General features: G+C 42.0%; 14 protein-coding genes. 8 read left to right on the forward strand and 6 right to left on the reverse strand.

The genetic code is table 11. From position 1 onward, the window contains the following. The first annotated feature begins 360 nt into the window (after positions 1-360). The 3 genes from L4C39_RS15525 to L4C39_RS15535 all read left to right on the forward strand — a co-directional run bounded on the left by L4C39_RS15525 (position 361) and on the right by L4C39_RS15535 (position 3430). Positions 361-1833, forward strand: a complete 1473-nt coding sequence (locus L4C39_RS15525) for a C69 family dipeptidase (RefSeq protein WP_429746768.1) — start codon at positions 361-363, stop codon at positions 1831-1833. Between the two features lie 278 nt (positions 1834-2111). Continuing rightward, entirely contained in the window at positions 2112-2816 is a 705-nt protein-coding gene (locus tag L4C39_RS15530) for a DUF445 domain-containing protein (RefSeq protein ID WP_429746770.1), read from the forward strand. Between the two features lie 404 nt (positions 2817-3220). Continuing rightward, positions 3221-3430 (forward strand): hypothetical protein, encoded by a 210-nt coding sequence (locus L4C39_RS15535; RefSeq protein WP_371712367.1) that lies wholly within the window; start codon positions 3221-3223, stop codon positions 3428-3430. A gap of 25 nt (positions 3431-3455) precedes the next feature. Here the strand turns inward: L4C39_RS15535 and L4C39_RS15540 are convergent, their stop codons facing one another. From L4C39_RS15540 to L4C39_RS15560, 5 genes are all read right to left on the reverse strand, one after another. Then, on the reverse strand, positions 3456-3710 hold the full coding sequence (locus L4C39_RS15540) for a hypothetical protein (RefSeq protein WP_113798629.1): 255 nt from the start codon (positions 3708-3710) through the stop codon (positions 3456-3458). A gap of 235 nt (positions 3711-3945) precedes the next feature. Then, the gene (putP, locus tag L4C39_RS15545; RefSeq protein ID WP_429746827.1) at positions 3946-5436 is read right to left on the reverse strand and encodes a sodium/proline symporter PutP; all 1491 of its coding nucleotides are present in this window, start codon (positions 5434-5436) and stop codon (positions 3946-3948) included. An 86-nt stretch (positions 5437-5522) separates the two neighbouring features. Next, complete coding sequence (locus L4C39_RS15550) at positions 5523-6260, reverse strand: 1-pyrroline-5-carboxylate dehydrogenase (protein ID WP_429746772.1); 738 nt, start codon at positions 6258-6260, stop codon at positions 5523-5525. A gap of 20 nt (positions 6261-6280) precedes the next feature. After that, entirely contained in the window at positions 6281-9433 is a 3153-nt protein-coding gene (gene putA, locus L4C39_RS15555; RefSeq protein WP_429746774.1) for a bifunctional proline dehydrogenase/L-glutamate gamma-semialdehyde dehydrogenase PutA, read from the reverse strand. 183 nt (positions 9434-9616) lie between these two features. Further along, positions 9617-10444, reverse strand: a complete 828-nt coding sequence (locus tag L4C39_RS15560; protein ID WP_429746776.1) for a helix-turn-helix domain-containing protein — start codon at positions 10442-10444, stop codon at positions 9617-9619. Positions 10445-10865: 421 nt separating this feature from the next. On the opposite strand from L4C39_RS15560, the gene L4C39_RS15565 reads away from it, so the two are divergent. The 3 genes from L4C39_RS15565 (at position 10866) to L4C39_RS15575 (ending at position 15091) form a co-directional block, all read left to right on the forward strand. Continuing rightward, positions 10866-11969, forward strand: coding sequence for a PEGA domain-containing protein (locus L4C39_RS15565; RefSeq protein WP_017052377.1), 1104 nt, complete (start codon positions 10866-10868; stop codon positions 11967-11969). Between the two features lie 195 nt (positions 11970-12164). Next, the gene (locus L4C39_RS15570; protein WP_429746778.1) at positions 12165-13982 is read left to right on the forward strand and encodes an SUMF1/EgtB/PvdO family nonheme iron enzyme; all 1818 of its coding nucleotides are present in this window, start codon (positions 12165-12167) and stop codon (positions 13980-13982) included. Positions 13983-14353: 371 nt separating this feature from the next. Beyond that, positions 14354-15091, forward strand: coding sequence for a PAS domain-containing protein (locus tag L4C39_RS15575; RefSeq protein ID WP_429746780.1), 738 nt, complete (start codon positions 14354-14356; stop codon positions 15089-15091). Between the two features lie 146 nt (positions 15092-15237). On the opposite strand, the gene pdxH is transcribed toward L4C39_RS15575, so the two are convergent. Continuing rightward, positions 15238-15873 carry a pyridoxamine 5'-phosphate oxidase gene (gene pdxH, locus L4C39_RS15580; protein WP_017053857.1) on the reverse strand — a complete coding sequence of 212 codons (636 nt, stop codon included), beginning with the start codon at positions 15871-15873 and terminating at the stop codon, positions 15238-15240. 200 nt (positions 15874-16073) lie between these two features. Here pdxH and L4C39_RS15585 point away from each other — a divergent pair, with 200 nt between their 5' ends. Both L4C39_RS15585 and L4C39_RS15590 read left to right on the forward strand, forming a co-directional pair. Beyond that, on the forward strand, positions 16074-17918 hold the full coding sequence (locus tag L4C39_RS15585; protein WP_429746783.1) for a sensor histidine kinase: 1845 nt from the start codon (positions 16074-16076) through the stop codon (positions 17916-17918). Beyond that, complete coding sequence (locus L4C39_RS15590) at positions 17918-19168, forward strand: sigma-54-dependent transcriptional regulator (RefSeq protein ID WP_429746785.1); 1251 nt, start codon at positions 17918-17920, stop codon at positions 19166-19168. Before L4C39_RS15585 ends, L4C39_RS15590 begins: the two co-directional genes overlap by 1 nt. Positions 19169-19208: the final 40 nt, after the last annotated feature.

Consider the following 19208-nt stretch of genomic DNA (forward strand, 5'->3'; position numbering starts at 1 on the left):
TAGCTTCCTATGACGTATCACTATTAAGCATTTAATCTACAAGATTAATATACAGTACATCGAATGACTGATATTAATATTTCATTGTACCAACATAGTTTAGCTTTATTATGTCTCGACAAAGAGAATTGAATAAATACCGAACTACAACCGTTATATTCCATCAAGCAACCTCGACATCAAAAATTAATTATTCCAATAAAAAGAATAATGATAGCGTGATCCTCTAGACAATATTTATATCAATAGAGATATACACTCCAAACCGAACATTAATCGAAACAATCAACATTAAATGCATATTTATCAACAGTAATGAATTTTTATTCGTTTGGGCTTTTCCACATCTGGAGATTTACAATGAACAAAATATCTTTATCCATTTTATCTGCTGCCATTCTTTCTACATTTACTATTAGCGCTGACGCGTGTACGGGTTTAATTGTTGGAAAAGGCGCATCTATTGATGGCAGCATTATGATCGCACGTAATGAAGACTTCGGAATCAATAACTGGAACAAACACTTAGCATACCGTCCTGCTCAAAAAAATGAGGCAGAGACCTGGAAGTTAGGTAATGGTCTAGAAGTTCCTATGCCAAAAGAGTTCTTCGCATACTCCGCGATTCCAGATTGGGATGCAAATACTGTTGATAGCCAAAGTAAATTTTATGAAGAGCGTGGTATTAATGAATATAACGTTGCAATATCAGCAACCACCAGCGCGGAAATAAATGAAAAAGCGCTAAAGGCAGATCCACTAATTGATGATGGTGTCATTGAAGCCATAATTCCAACATTAATTTTACCTCAAGCTAAAACAGCAAAAGAAGGGGTAACATTACTAGGTGAATATATTGAAGAGTATGGTGCAGGTGAAGGTAATAGCTTATATATTGCCGATATCAATGAAGTTTGGTTAGTCGAAATTGGCTCTGGACATCACTGGATCGCGGTTAAAGTTCCAGATGACAGCTATGCGATGATCGCCAATGGCTTACGAATTCACGGAGTTAACCTTAATAGTAAAAGCGTCATGCACTCGAAAGGGCTAGTCGAATTTGTGAACCAGCATAAACTGCTCGACAATCCTGATGCCAAATCATTTAATTTTGCCAAAGCATTCGGAGTCACGGGGGATGTTTATAACATCGATCGCGAATGGCTAGGTCAGAAGATGTTAACAGAGTCAAAAAGCCAGCCGACTCGACAAGATCAGTACCCGTTATTCATGAAGCCCGATGAAAAAATTTCCGTTCAAGATGTAGCAGAAGTACTTAGTGCGACATACAAAGGCACATCATTGGAAGAGAAAGGCCAACGACCAATCAGAGTAGAACGCCAACTTGAATCTCATATCATACAGTTACGTCCAGAGATGCCATATGAACTTCAAGGGCTAATTTGGCAGAGCTTTGGTGTGTTACCTGAATCCGTTCTCGTGCCTCTTTATTCGAGCCTTCAAGAGTACCCAACGCCTTACTTGACTGGTGGTGATACTTACACTGACAACTCCGCTTACTGGCAATTTAGAAGCTTAACCGCCCTTGCTTCAGCTAATCAAAGCAAGTATCTGCCAATGCTTAAAGAGATTTGGGATAAAGAAGAGACTAAACTCTACAAACAAGTCAGCCAATTAGACACCACATTGAAATCGCTCTACAAAACAGATAAACAAGCCGCATTGGATATGGCATCTGATTACTCTTTTGGGCAACTGCAGCGCACGCTCACAATGGCGACTGACATTCGTTATAAAATGATGACAGATCTAACAAAAAGTACAGAGAAAAAATATTCAGATGAGGAATTCAAAAAGATAATGAATCTATAGATAAAATGTAACAGAGGCGGTCAAATAACGACCAACTTCAAAATGTTGGCCTATTATTTATAGTATCGTACGCTTGTTCGTTTACATGCTCATCTTCAGCGACTAAATTGATAGACGCAAAAGAGACCAAACGCCCTTTGCTTGCGCGTTCTGGATGGTCAGATTCCGAAAGGGATCTGACCTTTTTCATCGATTCTATTCGCAGTTATCCATCTTCTCTTTCCTACGATTCTTTTTTTCCTTAAAATCTCACTTAATAACATCTATCGAGATTTAAAATGAACAAAAGTTTACTGACCAACCTGATCTCCATATCGCTTCTCGCGGCTGGATACCAACTAAACAACACGACTCTACTTTATGCTGGGTTATTCGCTTTTTCTGGAGCAATAACAAACTGGCTTGCCATTCATATGTTATTTGAGAAAGTACCGGGTCTATACGGGTCAGGGGTCATACCCGCTCGTTTCGAAGAGTTCAAAGCGGCGATCAAACAATTAATGATGGAGCAATTTTTCACAGAGTCGAATATTGATAGATTTTTAAACAAAGAGATGGCGAGCGGTAAAAGTTTAAATTTGCAGCCCGTGATATCAAAAATAAATTTCAACCCAACCTTCGACTCACTTATTGATGTGATCGCGAACTCTTCTTTTGGTGGCATGTTAGCAATGGTTGGTGGTACGGAAGCACTACAGCCACTAAAGCAACCATTTGTAGAAAAGATGCAAGAATCAGTCATTGAAATTAGCCAAAGCGAGTCAGTAAAAGAGGCGTTGAAAGAGCAGCTAGAATCTCCGGCCATGATGGACGAGATCAAAATCAATATTGAAAACATCATCGATCAGAGATTAAATGAGCTCACACCGAAATTAGTCAAAGAGATGGTCCAAAAAATGATTAAACAGCATTTAGGTTGGTTAGTAGTTTGGGGAGGGGTGTTCGGTGGTCTAATCGGGGTTATTTCTTCACTCGCCGCTTAATCAAAGTACACTCGGCTTTCGGTTTATAATTAGAGGGGCAGCAATGTTGCTCCCTTTAAGATCCATTACCGCTTCTCTTGTTCCGACCCTATCGCAAAAGAGTTTGTATATTAAAAAAACTGCCTATATTAGAAAGGTTAGGTATAACAGCACACCTCTAAAGATTCAGCATACCACTGTGAGCTCATCTGAAAATGAAACTCATACCCACTTTAATACGGTTCAATTCCCTCATGCTCTCTAACAAACCTAGTACGCACTCAAATATTTTACAAAACAACACGTTATGACACGGTCAATTTATCAAATGATAATCAACCTATTCATTATCTTTATTTACATTGAACCTTTAAAGAACGATTTTGAGCTAAATTGAAAAGAGCAAAATAGGAAAAGCATGAATAATGAAGCAAATAGCAGTTAAGGAAGAATCAATGGTTACCTATATAATATCTTACAAACCTTTTGGAATTGGGAATTGGACTAAGGCAACGGTATCAAAGGACATCGCTGAAACTCTTTATAAAGAGTACACCGAATATGGCTGGCCTGTATCAATTGAACAAGTAGAGGTTGCTACTGACTCAAAAGATGAGAGTACAACCACAGCTTAAACTAATTGAGTACGACTTTATCGCTTCATAAGTGGATTTCATGATTAGCAAGTCGTGCATACGTCGAACGATCCGCAGGTGACACGGACTGACAATTGCAAGAACGGCAAAACAACTGCTGCTCTAATTTGTAGTAATGCTCACCATTAATAAATTGATTCATTAACTGTTGAAATGACTGTAAGACACCGCCATTAGCACTATCATGGTCCGTATTGCGTCGCATCAACGCCTTGTGTGCTGTCACTTTTTGGCATGTCGAACAATATGTATCAGGCATTTCCTTCCCCTAAATATGTCAATCAGTTAATGATAATTGACACATTCTGTTCAATTTTGTTCCTAGTTAAAAAGTTAAAATACAAAAAACGTGCGTTATGTTCAAAAAACAACCTTGTTTTTTCAAAGAATGAGACTTACGTGCAACCTATCTTTCCCTTGATCATACTTCTGAAATAAAAAAGCCCTCGCGATCACTCGCAAGGGCAGATATGCAACAACCTCAAATATTAAAATTAATCTAATTCAATAAGGTTTTTCTTAAACTTCTTATGTTGTTCGATGACTGCCTTCTCTGGCTCCGCAGTCATTAAGCTCACAACAACAATCGCTAATGTTGAGAAAATAATACCCGGTACGATTTCGTAAACATCAAACCAACCACCTGAAATCTGCTTCCAAACCACGATAGTAACGCCACCAATAATAATACCTGCTAGCGCACCGTTTCGGTTCATACGATCCCAGTATAGGCTCAATATAATGGCTGGACCAAATGCCGCACCAAAGCCTGCCCATGCATAAGAAACAAGACCAAGAACCGAGCTATCAGGAGTCATTGCAAGTACCAATGCGACAAGTGAAATACCGATGACAGCGATACGACCAACACGCACAATCTCTTCAGATGATGCATCTTTCTTAAATACCTGTTTATAGAAATCTTCCGCAAGAGCTGAAGAAGAAACAAGCAGTTGAGAATCCGCAGTACTCATGATGGCCGCCAAAATAGCTGCAAGTAAAATACCCGCAATCACAGGGTGGAAGATAGCATTCACCAATAGCATGAAAATTTTCTCGCCATCAGCCAATTCACCCGCGCCTGAATTTGTCACATACACCAATCCAACAAGACCAACGAGCATAGCACCAGCCATAGATAACGCCGTCCAAATCACCGCAATACGACGCGCTGAAGTAAGGTCTTTGTTAGTACGGGTTGCTTTGAAACGCGCTAAGATATGCGGCTGACCAAAATAACCCAAGCCCCAAGCAACAAGCGAAATAATCGCGACAGCCGTTAAAGGCTCACCTTTCGAATCATTCCAGAAAGTCAGTAACTCAGGGTTAATTTCATACAGATCATCACCAAGTTGACCAAGGCCCCCTTGCATCGCAGCAATTGGGACAATCAGCAGAGCAGCAGACATCAGCAAACCTTGCACCAAGTCCGTCCATGATACGGCTAAGAAACCACCGAACAAAGTATAAGAAACCACGCATACTGTGCCAATAATAACGGCTGTCGAATAGTCTAGGCCGAATACTGTTTCAAATAATTTTCCGCCTGCAACCAAGCCTGAGCTTGTATAAAAAAGGAAGAACAAAAGGATGAAGAAAGCAGAAATCACTTGAATCTGTTTTGTACTGTCATTAAAACGGCGAGAAAGGAACTCAGGCAGTGTTAATGAATCCGTTGTAATACTGTAAGTACGAAGGCGTTTTGCACTGATTAGCCAATTTGCCCATGTACCAATTAATAAACCACCCGCAAGCCAAAATGCCTCGATACCTGCTGCATAAGCGTAACCTGGTAAGCCAAGCAATAACCAACCACTCATGTCTGATGCGCCAGCAGAAAGTGCAGCTGGCCACGGCCCTAGTGAACGGCCACCCAAGAAATAATCACTTGAGTTTGACGTACGCTTGTAAGCGATAACGCCTATCGCAAGCATCATAATTAGATACGCGATAAATGTGGTAGTGATAGCAAAGCTATTTTCTATCATTTGATGGTCCTCTTCTTAAAGATCGCTTTCCATGCCCCCTCCTCTTCTTTAGATAGTTTGAAGAGGAGAGGTAATAAAGAAAGTTAGTGAGCGTCACTTCCAAGTTCTAACAAGGTCGCGTTACCGCCCACAGCTGTTATGTTTATAGTTCTCGTACGTTCCGTTATGAAGCGCAGCGATAAGTGTGGATCATGAGCAACAGTCAATGTCGCCAGATCCTTTTCCGACGCTAAGTGATTAGAAACCAATACTTGTGACACTAAGTTCACGATGGCCCCCTCTCTCTTAGCTAATTGAAGATTGATACTATGTTCAATCTCCGAGTTTCCGACATAACCCACCGATCGCACATCACATGCGAGCAGTTGATGATAGGCATCGTAAGAGACGACTTGAATCAGGTTATTAGGGAAACGAGACTGCTCTATGGCAGTTTGAATTCCTTGGTTTAGCGCCATATCATCACTGCATAACATCACGCTGTTTCCAGCAATCAGTGCCGCAGTAAATTGAGCAATTATGGCTTGTTGAGCTGTCGTATCCCCATTGAAATCTTGTTCAAAAACAAGAGCCGCGACACCACGCCCAGCGGTGTAAAGTTCGTTTGTTTCACCCGTAGGCCCAATTAATTGGTGACTCTCTGCGAGCAAGGTTGAAGCTTGTTGAATGTGAAATGACATCACTGGCGCTAAGCTAGGTAAAACCTCACTTAATTGAGCCTTCAGTGAAAGTAACTGCTCACACTTATAATCAAAGTTGGTTAAATTCCACTGTTCCCATGCTAAAAAAGCATCTGAAAAACCTGTCACTTGATGAACCATGATATTTCTCCTGTGCTTTCTTAGTGAGACGCTGATTGATCAGCAAATTTAACCTGAGTGAAACGGTACAAATAGTGCGGGCCGCCAGCTTTTGGCCCTGTACCTGATAGTCCTTGGCCTCCAAATGGTTGAACACCAACGACTGCTCCTACTTGATCTCGGTTGATATAACAGTTTCCAACACGCGCATGTTTTTCAATCCAGCGGTAAGTCGTTTCATTTCGGCTATGGATGCCCATGGTTAGGCCAAAGCCCGTCTGGTTAATTTGTTCGACCACATTCGTTAATTCGCTCGCTTTAAAACGAACAATATGCAGGATAGGACCAAACTGCTCTTCTTTTAAACACGAAATATCATCAATTTCAAAAGCACTTGGCGGGACAAAGTCTCCATGCTCACAGACGGCTCCCAGTTCTAACTGAGCCACTTTCTTCTGCGAGTTATTCATGCTCTCTAAGTGGGCCAATAACTTAGTCTTAGCGGTTGCATCAATCACAGGACCAACATCCGTTTTGTGTAGGTATGGAATACCAACACTTAACTCATTCATCGCACCTTGAATAAGCGCCACAATGCGATCTGCAATATCTTCTTGTACAAACAAAACGCGAAGCGCAGAACAACGTTGGCCAGCAGAAGCAAATGAAGAGCGAATAACATCACGAACGACTTGTTCAGGTAATGCCGTACTGTCAACGATCATCGCATTTTGACCACCAGTCTCAGCAATGAATGGAACTGGCGCAGCATCACGCTCTGCCAATGTCACATTAATTCGTTGCGCCGTCGCCGTAGACCCAGTAAAGGCAACGCCAGCAATTGAAGGGTGAGATGTTAAAGCAGAGCCAATCTCAGCACCGCGTCCAGGAAGTAACTGAATAGTCCCTTCAGGAAATCCTGCTTGCTGCATCAATTCAACCGCGCGAGCAGCAATTAAGCTCGTCTGCTCGGCAGGTTTTGCAACAACCGTATTTCCTGCAACCAAAGCAGCGGTGATCTGGCCTAAGAAAATAGCCAGAGGGAAGTTCCACGGGCTAATGCACACAAACACACCACGACCCTGACGTGAAGCGATGCGTGTTACACCATCAAATCCTTCAATGCTGAATTGCGCGAGATTATCGACTTGCTTCGCGTAGTAACGACAGAAATCCACCGCCTCACGAACTTCATCAATACTGTCATGAATGGTTTTGCCCGCTTCTTGATGACAGATCGCCACCAACTCCGCCAAATTCTCTTCGAGAAGATCGGCTAAACGTTCTAATAGTGCGCTCTTATCTTGAATACTCGCCAACTGCCAAGCCGCGAAAGCCGTTTCCGCACCTTCGATTGCAGCGGAAGCATGATCAAGGTTTGCAAAAGCAACCTGCCCAACCGTAATTCGACGATCGTAAGGTGCAGTGATCGTTTCAATATGATCTTCTGCCTTGATCATGCTTTCGAAATGACTTGAACCATTGATCACAGGGCCTGCCGACCACTGTTTATCTAAGAAGCTTGTCACTTGCGCTTCAAACACCGAGGCTTCACTTTCAATATCAACGTTCACCCCATAGGCATTTTTCCGCTCGGGGAAAACATCTGTAGGCAATGGGATTTTTGTATTGTTCAATGTATCGAAACTTAACAGCATATCGACAGGGTGCTGAGTCAGCTCACTAATTGGGCAGCGAGCATCAACCAAACGGTGAACAAATGAACTGTTCGCACCATTTTCTAATAAACGACGAACTAAATAAGGAAGCAAATCTTTATGGCTACCGACTGGTGCATAGATTCGTACTGACTGTTGGTACGCTTCCATCGCATGGTTATAAAGCGAGTCGCCCATGCCATGTAAACGTTGAAATTCAAACTCTTTATGCTGTGCCATCACTGCGATAGCCGTTACCGTGTGTGCATTGTGACTTGCAAACTGAGGGAAAATATTGCCGCGAACACCTTCGCTAAGTAGGAAGCGAGCACAAGCTAAATATGCAACATCCGTTGATTCTTTACGAGTATATACTGGGTAGTTGTCGTAGCCTGCTTGCTGCGACCATTTGATTTCGCTATCCCAATAAGCCCCTTTTACCAGGCGCAATGGGATCTGATCACCCTGCTCTTTTGCTAACGCATTAATCCAAACCAACACCGGAAGGGCACGTTTAGAGTAAGTTTGAATAACCAGACCAAACTTGCCCCATCCTTTGACCAAATCGCTGCGATACACTTTCTCAAACAGTTTCAGCGACAGTTCTAAACGGTCCGCTTCTTCGGCATCAATCGTAATCGCAACATCTAACTCGACGGCGCGGCGTAATAGTTGCTCTAAAGTGTCGGCTAATTCCGTTAGAACTCGGTCTTCGTTCGCCACTTCATAGCGTGGGTGTAAAGCGGATAGCTTAATAGAAACCGACGGGGCAGGACTTTCCATCTTTGCCGATGCCTTTGACTGATAGCCATCGCGGCCCACAGCCTCAATCGCCATCAAATAATCTTTGAAGTACTTATTTGCATCGGCAGTGGTCAATGCCGCTTCACCCAACATGTCATATGAGTAAGTGAAGCCTTTATCGCGCATGGCACGGCCATTTTTTTGCGCTTCAGCAATGCTGCGTCCCAATACAAATTGGTGCCCCATAATTTTCATTGCTTGATGCATGGCATTTCGAATTACAGGCTCTGATAGCTTGTTAACTAAACGGTTCATCGCTTGTGCTGGGCTTGGAGAATCTTGGTCTGATAACCCAACGACTTTGCCTGTTAACATTAAGCCCCAAGTGGATGCATTAACGAAAACAGAATCTGAATTTTTGAGGTGAGATTTCCAATCTGCAACGGTCAATTTATCTCGAATGAGAGCATCAGCGGTTGCCGAATCAGGAATACGCATTAACGCTTCCGCTAGACACATCAATAGAATGCCCTCTTGCGTATCTAAACTGTACTCAAGAAGTAGTGCATCAATCATTTGGATCGACTTTTTATCCGCTCGAATAGATTCAATCAGTTGAGTCGTTTTAAGTGAAATCTCTGATTTTTCTTGTTCTGAAGGGATAGCTAGCGGTAAAAGTTGCTTTAGCCATTGGGACTCATCCACCATATATAATGGCGAGATCAGTGACCACAGCTTATCAAGCGGTTGCTCAATAAACTCTGGTTTTAACACATCAGTAGCAGTAAACATGCGTTTTCCTCAATCTCACATCCGAAAAAATATCGGAGTTTCTACAATGGCTGGCAGTGTATTTTGAGCAGAAGAGGATTACTTGTCAAAAACTCCGAGTTTTTTGCTAAAAACTCGCTTTTTTAACAAAGTATAAACAATATCACATAAGAACTGGCAATATATTAATCCGTAACTAATGACTTATTTAACAGAAGATTGCTTTTTGTATCGAGATGGGGAGATCCCTTGAAGGCGTGTAAAAGTATGAGTAAAAGTGCTTTGTCCAGAGAATCCGGTCAATTCAGCGATCTGTCCTAAGCTTAACGACCCCTGCTCAATCAACGTTCTTGCCATATCAATTCGCTTACCTAAAACATATTGATGAGGGGTAATCCCCATCTGATCTTTGAACAGCATATGAAATTGGCTCTCTCCAAGGAATACGCTACCAGCAAGCTGGGCGACAGAAATTTTGTGACTGAGATGGAGTTCGATATAGCGATCGATCGCTTCAAGATCAAAACGGGACTCTTTAGCTGAGGTTTCAAACACTGAAATATGCCTTTGTAGCAACGCAACAACCGTATCGTTACAAGCTCGGCTAAGCAAAAGATCATCCGGGCTAGATTGCATTTCAAGCACTAACATTCTGATCAACTTCTGAATTTGGCTATCTAATTGAAAGTAGGTATCAGCTCGAGATAGCTGGTTGATCTTATCAAGCATTAAAGGATCATCACTGGTGGCAATAGGCATATTTAACACCAAAATATCCGACTGCCCGATCACCCCGCCAAAGGCATGATCAGAACTTGCGGTAACCACACAACCCTGTCCTGGCCCAACGAGATTACCCCGCCCGCTGACTTCAAACTCCGCTTGCCCTTTCAAGCCGATAACCACTTGACTGTAAGAATGCTCATGACAATCCATGTGTGAAGGTAGCGTAACTATCTCTGCTGGCCTAGGTGCCAAATCTTTGGCGATATCGTCAATTAAAGAAGGTGATTGAGTCGCAGGGGTTTTCATCTGTTTCGATTCCAATGTGGCGTGCTTAATAGATGATATAACAAGAAGCTTTGTAGCACTAAAAAATCGATCCTTTTCCACAAAAATACGCATCAACACACTTATAGGTTCACTAATTTCTGATCACCAAAGCTCTCGGAACAATGATCAAGTGCACATTAATTACGGTTAATGTGCAATCAACTAATTATAAATCCATTAATTTAATCGCTGACACTTGCATAATTTTGCGTACAGCTCAAAATAGCACTAGAAAAATTTATGCAGATTCAAGCACCTTACACTTTTTGTGCGTTCTGCTGCATTTTTTAGCGTTCATATTTGCCTAAACTATGGGCTTAAATACATAGTCGTCAAAATAATATCTTTTCGCCGATGTAACTATCTGCGTATTTTTCAATACAACTTACTGCAGGGACCTATGAGCACATTTCGCATTTCTACGCTTTTATTAGCGTTAACTCCTTTCTGGGTATCTACATCGGTATCAGCTGAAGAGCTAATTCAAGTCGATCCTGTTACGGCTATCGATGAAAAGCTAGACATAAAGCAGAACGAACTTAATACCCTTTCATCAGAGTATTCTGCTGAGAATGAGAATCTTAAACAACTTCTCAATCAACAAGCTAAATTAAAACGTGATGGTGAAGATTTTAACGCGAAACGTAATCGTGCTAAATCAGCGTTAGACAAACAGTACAGCCGTTTACTTGAAGATCCAGACACCGATCTTGTCTCTTTTCAGAAGAAATACCAAGAATCTTGGACCAATGTAAAAGAGAACCAAGCTCAGTTACTAGAGAGTAAACAGTCAATCGTTGAAAATGAGATGCGCTTATCTCAACTGAAGCAAAAGCAAGCACGAAGCAACAATGAGCTAGCGAACTTACAAGAGTCGAAAGTAGAAGCTCGTGTTAAGCGTTTAGCAACAGAACTGCGTGAAAGTGCCGTTCTTGAAACAAGCTATACAACAACGTGTTCAACGACCATGACACTAGGTGAATGTGCTAACCAAGGTAAGCACCTAACCAAACAGAAAGCGGTGAAAACGTTCCGTTCAAACATGCTTTCAAAGCTCACCGAATCCAATATAGCGAAACAAAACCTTCAAGGTGTGCAACTTAATATTCATGTTCAAGAGAGCCAAATCATCAAAAGTGGCTTCTCAGGAAACAGCGCTTACTTCACTCAAATGCAAGCACAACTGCAAGCGAAACCTGAAGCAATCGCAGCCTGTAAACTTCTGAATGTCTCTCCGCGTTACTGCTTAAAAGGCGACCAAGCGGCAAAAACTGAAAAAAATGATAAGCAATGGGCTAATGTAAAGGTTCGTTCTGATCAATATAACGATTCAGTAACCATTAATGGCGTCGACTACGGCAGTACTCCTGTCGAGATCGTACTACCAAATGGCCGCCATCAGATTACGGTATCAAAACAAGGCTACGAAACATACAATCGGGTGATTACACTCAACGGTAACGACACTGTTTGGGTAAAACTACTCCCTAATAAAGAGAGTTAAACCCAACTAGCCCAATATTTATGTATTACAAGTGAGTGTTTAATTAGCAATTTTTGTTCAATTCTTTGCCAAAACTCACAAAGCTGACGTTAAAACGCCATTTTGTCACGAAGATATCTCAGATGACTTCAGACAAAATGGCGTTTTCGTTTAGAATAACCATATATTCAGAAATATGACTTAAGTAGAATGATAATGCGCCAAGGTTTACCTGCTCTCTTATTTGCTCTTGCACCTTGCCTAGTAATGACCTCCACTTATGCTCAAGCACCAACATCGAATGTGCTTAGTATAGAGAGCGAGTTATTTACTAAGCACTCTGAACTTGAAGCAGCTCAAAAGCTCGTTGCTGATAAAAGTAATCAAGTTTCGAATCAGCAAGAGCTGGTTAATCGACTTATCGAACAAAACAATCAATACAGTTCAATATTGGCAAAAGCCAAACAAAACCTTGAACGTGATTATGCCAAAATGATTGATGAGCCCGAGCTTGATTTAGAACCAACACAATCGGCTTACCAAGAAGCTTGGTCAAAAGTAAAACGAAACCAAAGCGAACAGTTAACAGCCGCACAAGATAAACAGGCACTTGAACTAGAGCTTGCACAATTAAAGGCCGAGCAAGCCGTGATTGAGCAGTCTATCGCCCAGCTAGATAATGAACAGCTAAGATCTCGAGCTGATCGACTTAAAAGCGAGTTGCACCAAAGTGGCAAGCAAAAAGTAAGCTTTACTAACACCTGCCAATCAAATATGACACTGGCGCAGTGTTCAGGGCAAACGACAGATTTAGCCCTGCAAAAAGCAGTAAAACAATTCCAAAGCGAGTTAGTTGAAAGCACTTCAGAACCCGCGCTTGTAAAACAAAATATCGCCTCGGCTTCTCTAAGCATTCACGTATTACGCCATAACATTGTGAATGCTAGCTTCTATGGTGATAACAAGCATAAGACAGTTGTCGATGTTGAATTAGAAGCTCGTCCTGCAACCAACGCCCCCTGTAAATTGTTAAACATCGATTCTCAGTACTGTTTTGCGCCAGGAGAAGAATCTGCTAAAGCACCTGAAAAAGAGGTTGCTTGGGTTAGCTTATCGATCCGCTCTAATCAATATAATGATTCCGTGTCGGTGAATGGCGTGAAATATGGCAGCACACCATTGGAAGTGATGCTACCTGTAGGACCACACATGATCACCATAGAGAAAGAGGGCTACCGCTCTTTTAATCAAGAACTGAGAATTAAATCAGATCATACGCTGCGTGCCGTCTTACGTGAGAAAGAGAATGTGTTAAAAACAGGCCATAAATTCGCAGACGCCATTGGTAGCAACGCCAAAGCACCTGAAATGGTCGTCATTGAGCCTGGACAATTCCTATTAGGGGAGCATGGAGAGAAGCAATATAACCTTGATCATGCTTTCGCTATTGCCTCTACCCCAATCACAGTGATGCAGTTTGAAACTTTCATAAAACGAACGAATTATCAAACAGATGCAGAGTTGCAGAACATTTGTACTGCTGTAGCCCAATCAGAAGTCACTCCTATTTCTGATAGCTATTGGCGTAACCCTGGCTTTAAGCAATCAGCAAGCTCTCCTGCTGTATGCATCAGCCGCAATGATGCAACAGCATACACTCACTGGCTTTCACAAGAGACGGGCTTTACTTACCGTCTACCAAGCAGTGACGAGTGGGAAGTAGCCGCTCGCGCCGGCTCTAAATCCAATTTCTGGTGGGGAGATAACTTTGATGAAGGCCAAGCCAATACAGGTTGGAGCGGAACACCATGGTCGAATGTAAGCACCTCGCCTGTGAAATCATTCCCAGCCAACCGATATGGCTTATACGATGTCGTGGGCAACGTTTGGGAGTGGACACAAGATAACAAAGGTGTCGCAAAAGGTGGCGCTTGGAGCTTCTCTCCAAATGAAGCTCAAGCACAAAGCGAACTCTACTTAGCACCTACGATGGCAGCCAATTATGTCGGATTCCGAGTGTTACGCCAACTCTAGGCAACCGTAACGCTCACCCTTCCCAGAAAGATAGCCAAAGGGGGGATTTCCCCCCTTACTTCAATATCAAACTTGTTTTACATTACCCACATGGGCAGGTAATGAATGTTATATCGCTCATGGTGTCTAATAGATACCTCTACATTTTTTGCAATACATGTGCTAGGAATGTGGAACCTCTTCTACACGTCGACAAGATTAATTCTTGTATTTGCCAGCCCCTCTTCAGGCTGGCTTTTTTTTGTCCAAAATGGGCCATAATGTTCAAATAATCACCATCAAGACATTACACTGTAAAAATTGCATTTGACTGCATACAATAACTCACTGATTTTGATACAATAAGTTAAATTTTCCAACGGTATTTTATTGTGTCTACAGATTTCGATTCCACTCTCATCTCTCTCTTTTACCAGCTTCCAGGATGCTGGGGGTGTAAGGATCTTAATTCTGTTTTTGTTTATGCTAATGAAGCTTATGCAAAGCTTATTGGTGTAGAGGAGCCAAACCAATGTATTGGCCGCAGTGATTTTGAAATGCCAAGCCCAACCATAGAGTGTGCAGCAGAGTTCCAACGTCAGGATGCTTTTGTTATCGCGACAAGAAAGACAATAAAGATTTTAGATATTCACCCTTACCCTGACGGGCGTTGGCACGCTCATATTTTTACCAAGAAACCTTGGTACAATGAAAACAATGAGGTGATAGGAACTATTTTCTTTGGCAAGGAGCTAACGGATACTGCCATCTTAGAAGTAGGCCATTGGATTTGTCGTGCCACTGGAATTCAACGCACAAACCGCCAAGCTGTGGGGTTTAATGTCATAGATGAGGAGCTGATAGAGCCTCTAACACAGCGAGAGTCCGAATCTCTATTTCTATTGTTGTATGGCAAAAAGCCGCAATATATCGCTCGTGCGATGGCGATTTCAGTTAAAACGGTTGAAGGCTATATTGCGAAGCTTAAAACCAAATTTAATGCCAAAAGCAAAGAGCAACTCATCGATAAAGCCCTCGATGCTGGCTTTGGCTCTGTCATTCCAAAAAGCTTATTAAAAACCCAATTATCTGTCGTTCTAAACAATGAATGCCTCAGTGAGCAGTATTAGCCTGAAAACCGATCTAAATAGCGTCCAATAAAAAAGCCTCACGAGTTCGTTTTTCAACGTTACTTTGAGGCTTAATAATCGACGATTTACAATGTAAAACGATGACACAGCATAACTTCGCAGCTATAGAACTATGGCGCTTAGAGCTATGGCGCTAAGCGGTCAATATCCCACTGTTGATCATGCTTAGAGAAAAGGAATCGGTCATGCAAGCGATGTTCTCCACCCTGCCAAAATTCAATACTTTCAGGTTTAACTCTGAAACCACCCCAAAAGCTTGGTACCGGAATTTCACCTTTGGCAAATTTTTGCTTCAGCTCTAAATACTTCCCTTCTAAAATACCGCGCGCAGAAATACGACTACTTTGCTTACTTGCGATTGCCGCGAGTTGGCTCTCTTTAGGACGAGAAGAGAAATACTTCATATTCTCTAATGCCGATAACTTTTCAGCCGTGCCAGTAATATGAACTTGTCTTTCTAAAGGGTGCCATGGAAAGTGAAGGCTAATTTTGCAATTATCTTCCAGATGCTGAGCTTTACGGCTACCTAAATTAGTGTAAAAAATGAATCCCTCTTTATCGACATTTTTCAGTAACACTATTCGCTGAAATGGCTGACCATCCTTATCCACAGTCGCAACCGTCATTGCCGTCGGATCGGTAAGTTTGGCGTTAATCGCCTGTTCTAACCAAAAATTAAATTGCTCAATAGGATCGGCTTTTAGGTCTTTTCGTCTTAAACCGCCTTGTGCGTATTCACGACGAATATCTGTCAGTTCCATTTCTACTCCTTAGAATTTTTTTTAGATTTTGCGCTGTTATATCACGAAACACAAGTAACAATCGAAATTCCCCAAACCAACTCTTAGACAAACAAACACTTACAAACTGGAAGCCCTTGATAGCTGGATCGCGTTAATATGTGGCTCAAACTGATAAGCTAAATAAACACCCACATGATCGGCATATCTTCGAGGTTTATTTGTCTAAGTTATCGACGTTTTCATCATCGCTATCGACCAATTCACAATTCATCATCAAATCAGTCATCATTGGTCTCGTCAGTTTAATATTGATCTTTTTCAGCGTAACTCAATACAAGCAAACACAGCTACAAAAACAGTTCAACGCAAGCGCTCAGAAAGCCTACCAACAGATAGATTCTGAGCTCGCCAAATTTCAGCAAATACCCAACTTACTGGATCACGACCCACGAATAGCGGCTTACTTTGAGGGGAAATTAAGCTCTGAAACACTCAATGAATTACTCGAAGAGTGGTCCGTTCAAAGCCTTGCAGACACCATCTACATTAACGACTTGAGCGGTGTCAGTATTGCGGCAAGTAATCATGATCAGCCCAATAGCTTTGTTGGCAATAACTACGCATTTCGTCCCTACTTTCAACAGGCAATAAAGGGGCTGTCATCCCAATACGTTGGCTTAGGGATCAGTTCAAATAAACGTGGCTACTACTTTTCATCCCCACTCTTCTTTAAGCAAACCATTGTTGGCGTTTTGACGGTGAAAGTCAGCTTGGAAAATATAGAGCAGCTGATCCGTACTGATAACATGCAAATAATGGTGATTGATAGCAACAACATCGTATTTCTAAGCAGTTTCGCTCCGTGGCTATATCAATCAGTATCCCCTTTAAACGCAAAACAACACCAAGTACTGCAGTCAACACGTCAATATGGCGTGCAAGAAATCAGCTTGCTCACAGAGCCAAATATTAGTCCACTTTTCACAGCAGATCTGACTCTACCAACCGAGCAACTACTCTCAACCAATGACCACTATCTATACGCTCAACCATCGAACACAAACGGCTATCAAATTTTAGCACTACAACCAAAGAGTCAACTACTGATAGCAACCAGTGAGGTCGCTATTATCTATCTGCTGGTCTATAGCCTGCTCATCGTGGTCACTTGGTACTGGAGACAAACATATCACGCAAAAAACGCACTGCTAAACTTAAACCAAGCACTAGAAAGTAAAGTAGAAAAGCGTACTCAATTTTTACAACACGCCAATGAACAGTTGGAAAATACAATTTTTCAATATCAGCAATCTCAACATGAACTAAAACAGACTCAGCATGAACTGACTCAAGCGGCAAAATTAGCGCTATTGGGAGAACTATCAGCCAGTATCAACCACGAAATTAATCAACCTCTTACCGCAATGAGGACTTACAGTGAAAACAGCCTGCGTCTATTAGAGATGGGGCACCTAGATTTAGTGACGAGTAACCTCAACAAAATGGTAGAACTCAATCAAACCGTCGCGGACATTATTAGCCGCTTAAAAGTGTTTACTCGTAAAAGCAACCAAAGCGATACCTGTTCCGCTTGCGTGCATTTAGCGATAAATAACGCTATCAGTATTCTAAGCACTCAAGCAATACGCCAAGGCGTTACACTGCGTATTCCCGCAATTGCGAATGACCAATATGTGGCAATTCACTCCGTTCAGTTAGAGCAAGTATTAGTCAACCTAATCCACAATGCTTTGCAAGCCTTAACAGAGTCGCACAACCCACAAATCGGCATTGAGTGGGAGGTGAACAACAGAGAAGGCAACCTTCATTTTTGGGATAATGGGCCGGGGATAAATGACACAGAAATTACCACGCTATTTGACCCATTTTTCACAACAAAACCAGAAGGGTTAGGGCTCGGGCTTACTATTACGAAGCGAATTATTGAAGCGCATCATGGATATATCACAGCCCATAACCGAGAAGAAGGCGGATTAGCATTTACTATTCGGCTACCTCTTGCTCGGTCAAATCACGGATCGGATATAAAGGAGGAAGAATAATGCCAAATCAAACCATCTACTTAATCGATGACGAGCCAGCAATCCGAGATGCGATTTCTCAAGCGTTACTGATTGAACAGATCCATGTTGTGACTTTTCCTAATGCCCTTGAAGTTTTCAGCACGATTGATATGACAACGCCAGCGATTGTGATAACAGATATTCACATGCCAGTGATGACAGGGCTCGATTTCATGACCCAGTTGCTAGGTAACAACCCTCACTTCCAAGTTATTGTGCTCACGGGATATGGCGATGTATCGACGGCTGTAACCGCGATGAAATCAGGAGCATGCGATTTTTTAGAAAAACCTTTTTCAACCGAAAAGCTTCTCGCCTCCATTTATAAAGCACAAGAAAAGCTCACTTTAGTCAGAGAAAACATTTGGTTAAAAAAAGAGTTAGAGATGCAGAGTCAGGTTGGTCCAAAACTCATCGGTCATTCCAAAGCCATTATCGATTTACGGCGCAAGCTGATAGAACTCGAACCCAGACTACCGATCATTTTTGTTGGTAAAGTTGGAACAGGTAAACGTATCGCCGCGCAGTACACCCATGACATCCATTCATCGCCACAAGCTGAGCTTTATCCCCTTTCGGCTTATACGTTATGCGAATTACAAGAGTGCGAGCTGATTGATTCTATTTCTAAGCTTGCGGACCACTACCAGGGAGGAACGATTTACATTCACTCCGCGGAAATCCTAACCCTTGCGCATTGGCAACAACTACTGACAATTAACATGCACAACTGCCGCCTCATTCTTGCAACCAATACACTACCTCAAGAAATTGAATCATCACAGAATCAACCGACCTCCCTTTTGTATCATTTTTCATTACCAGAACTGAAAGATAGACGTGAGGATATTGGTCTACTGTTTAAGCACTTTGTCCGTGGGGCGGCAAGTCGATATCAGTTACAGCCTCCCACCATTAAAAACTACGAAATTCAACAACTCGAAAGCTACGAATGGCCAGAAAACATCAAACAGCTACGTCACTATGCTGAGATGAGAGCTCTAAAACCTGCGGAAGAATCCCCTGAAGTATTGTTGTCTGAGTTAACCACGGAGAGCGATTCATTTTCTAAGAAAACAGAGCGTTTTGAACACTCTCTACTAATGGATGCTCTGCAACGACATAACGGCCGTTTGAAAGAAATCCAACAAGAGTTGCAAATCTCACGAAAAACGCTCTATGACAAACTGAAAAAACACCAATTAGATAAATCTCACTTTAAAACTTAGAGGTTTAATAAAATCCCAATGGCTGTTGTATAATAAGGTA

Origin of the sequence: Vibrio clamense (assembly GCF_050337905.1) — a bacterium.
Lineage (GTDB): Bacteria > Pseudomonadota > Gammaproteobacteria > Enterobacterales > Vibrionaceae > Vibrio > Vibrio cortegadensis.

What these genes read in the sequence shown, in the direction of transcription:
- L4C39_RS15525 (WP_429746768.1), top strand. Translation starts at nt 361, where the DNA reads ATGAACAAAATATCTTTATCCATTTTATCTGCTGCCATTCTTTCTACA.
- L4C39_RS15530 (WP_429746770.1), top strand. Translation starts at nt 2,112, where the DNA reads ATGAACAAAAGTTTACTGACCAACCTGATCTCCATATCGCTTCTCGCG.
- L4C39_RS15535 (WP_371712367.1), top strand. Translation starts at nt 3,221, where the DNA reads ATGAAGCAAATAGCAGTTAAGGAAGAATCAATGGTTACCTATATAATA.
- L4C39_RS15540 (WP_113798629.1), bottom strand. Translation starts at nt 3,710, where the DNA reads ATGCCTGATACATATTGTTCGACATGCCAAAAAGTGACAGCACACAAG.
- L4C39_RS15550 (WP_429746772.1), bottom strand. Translation starts at nt 6,260, where the DNA reads ATGGTTCATCAAGTGACAGGTTTTTCAGATGCTTTTTTAGCATGGGAA.
- putA (WP_429746774.1), bottom strand. Translation starts at nt 9,433, where the DNA reads ATGTTTACTGCTACTGATGTGTTAAAACCAGAGTTTATTGAGCAACCG.
- L4C39_RS15560 (WP_429746776.1), bottom strand. Translation starts at nt 10,444, where the DNA reads ATGAAAACCCCTGCGACTCAATCACCTTCTTTAATTGACGATATCGCC.
- L4C39_RS15565 (WP_017052377.1), top strand. Translation starts at nt 10,866, where the DNA reads ATGAGCACATTTCGCATTTCTACGCTTTTATTAGCGTTAACTCCTTTC.
- L4C39_RS15570 (WP_429746778.1), top strand. Translation starts at nt 12,165, where the DNA reads ATGCGCCAAGGTTTACCTGCTCTCTTATTTGCTCTTGCACCTTGCCTA.
- pdxH (WP_017053857.1), bottom strand. Translation starts at nt 15,873, where the DNA reads ATGGAACTGACAGATATTCGTCGTGAATACGCACAAGGCGGTTTAAGA.
- L4C39_RS15590 (WP_429746785.1), top strand. Translation starts at nt 17,918, where the DNA reads ATGCCAAATCAAACCATCTACTTAATCGATGACGAGCCAGCAATCCGA.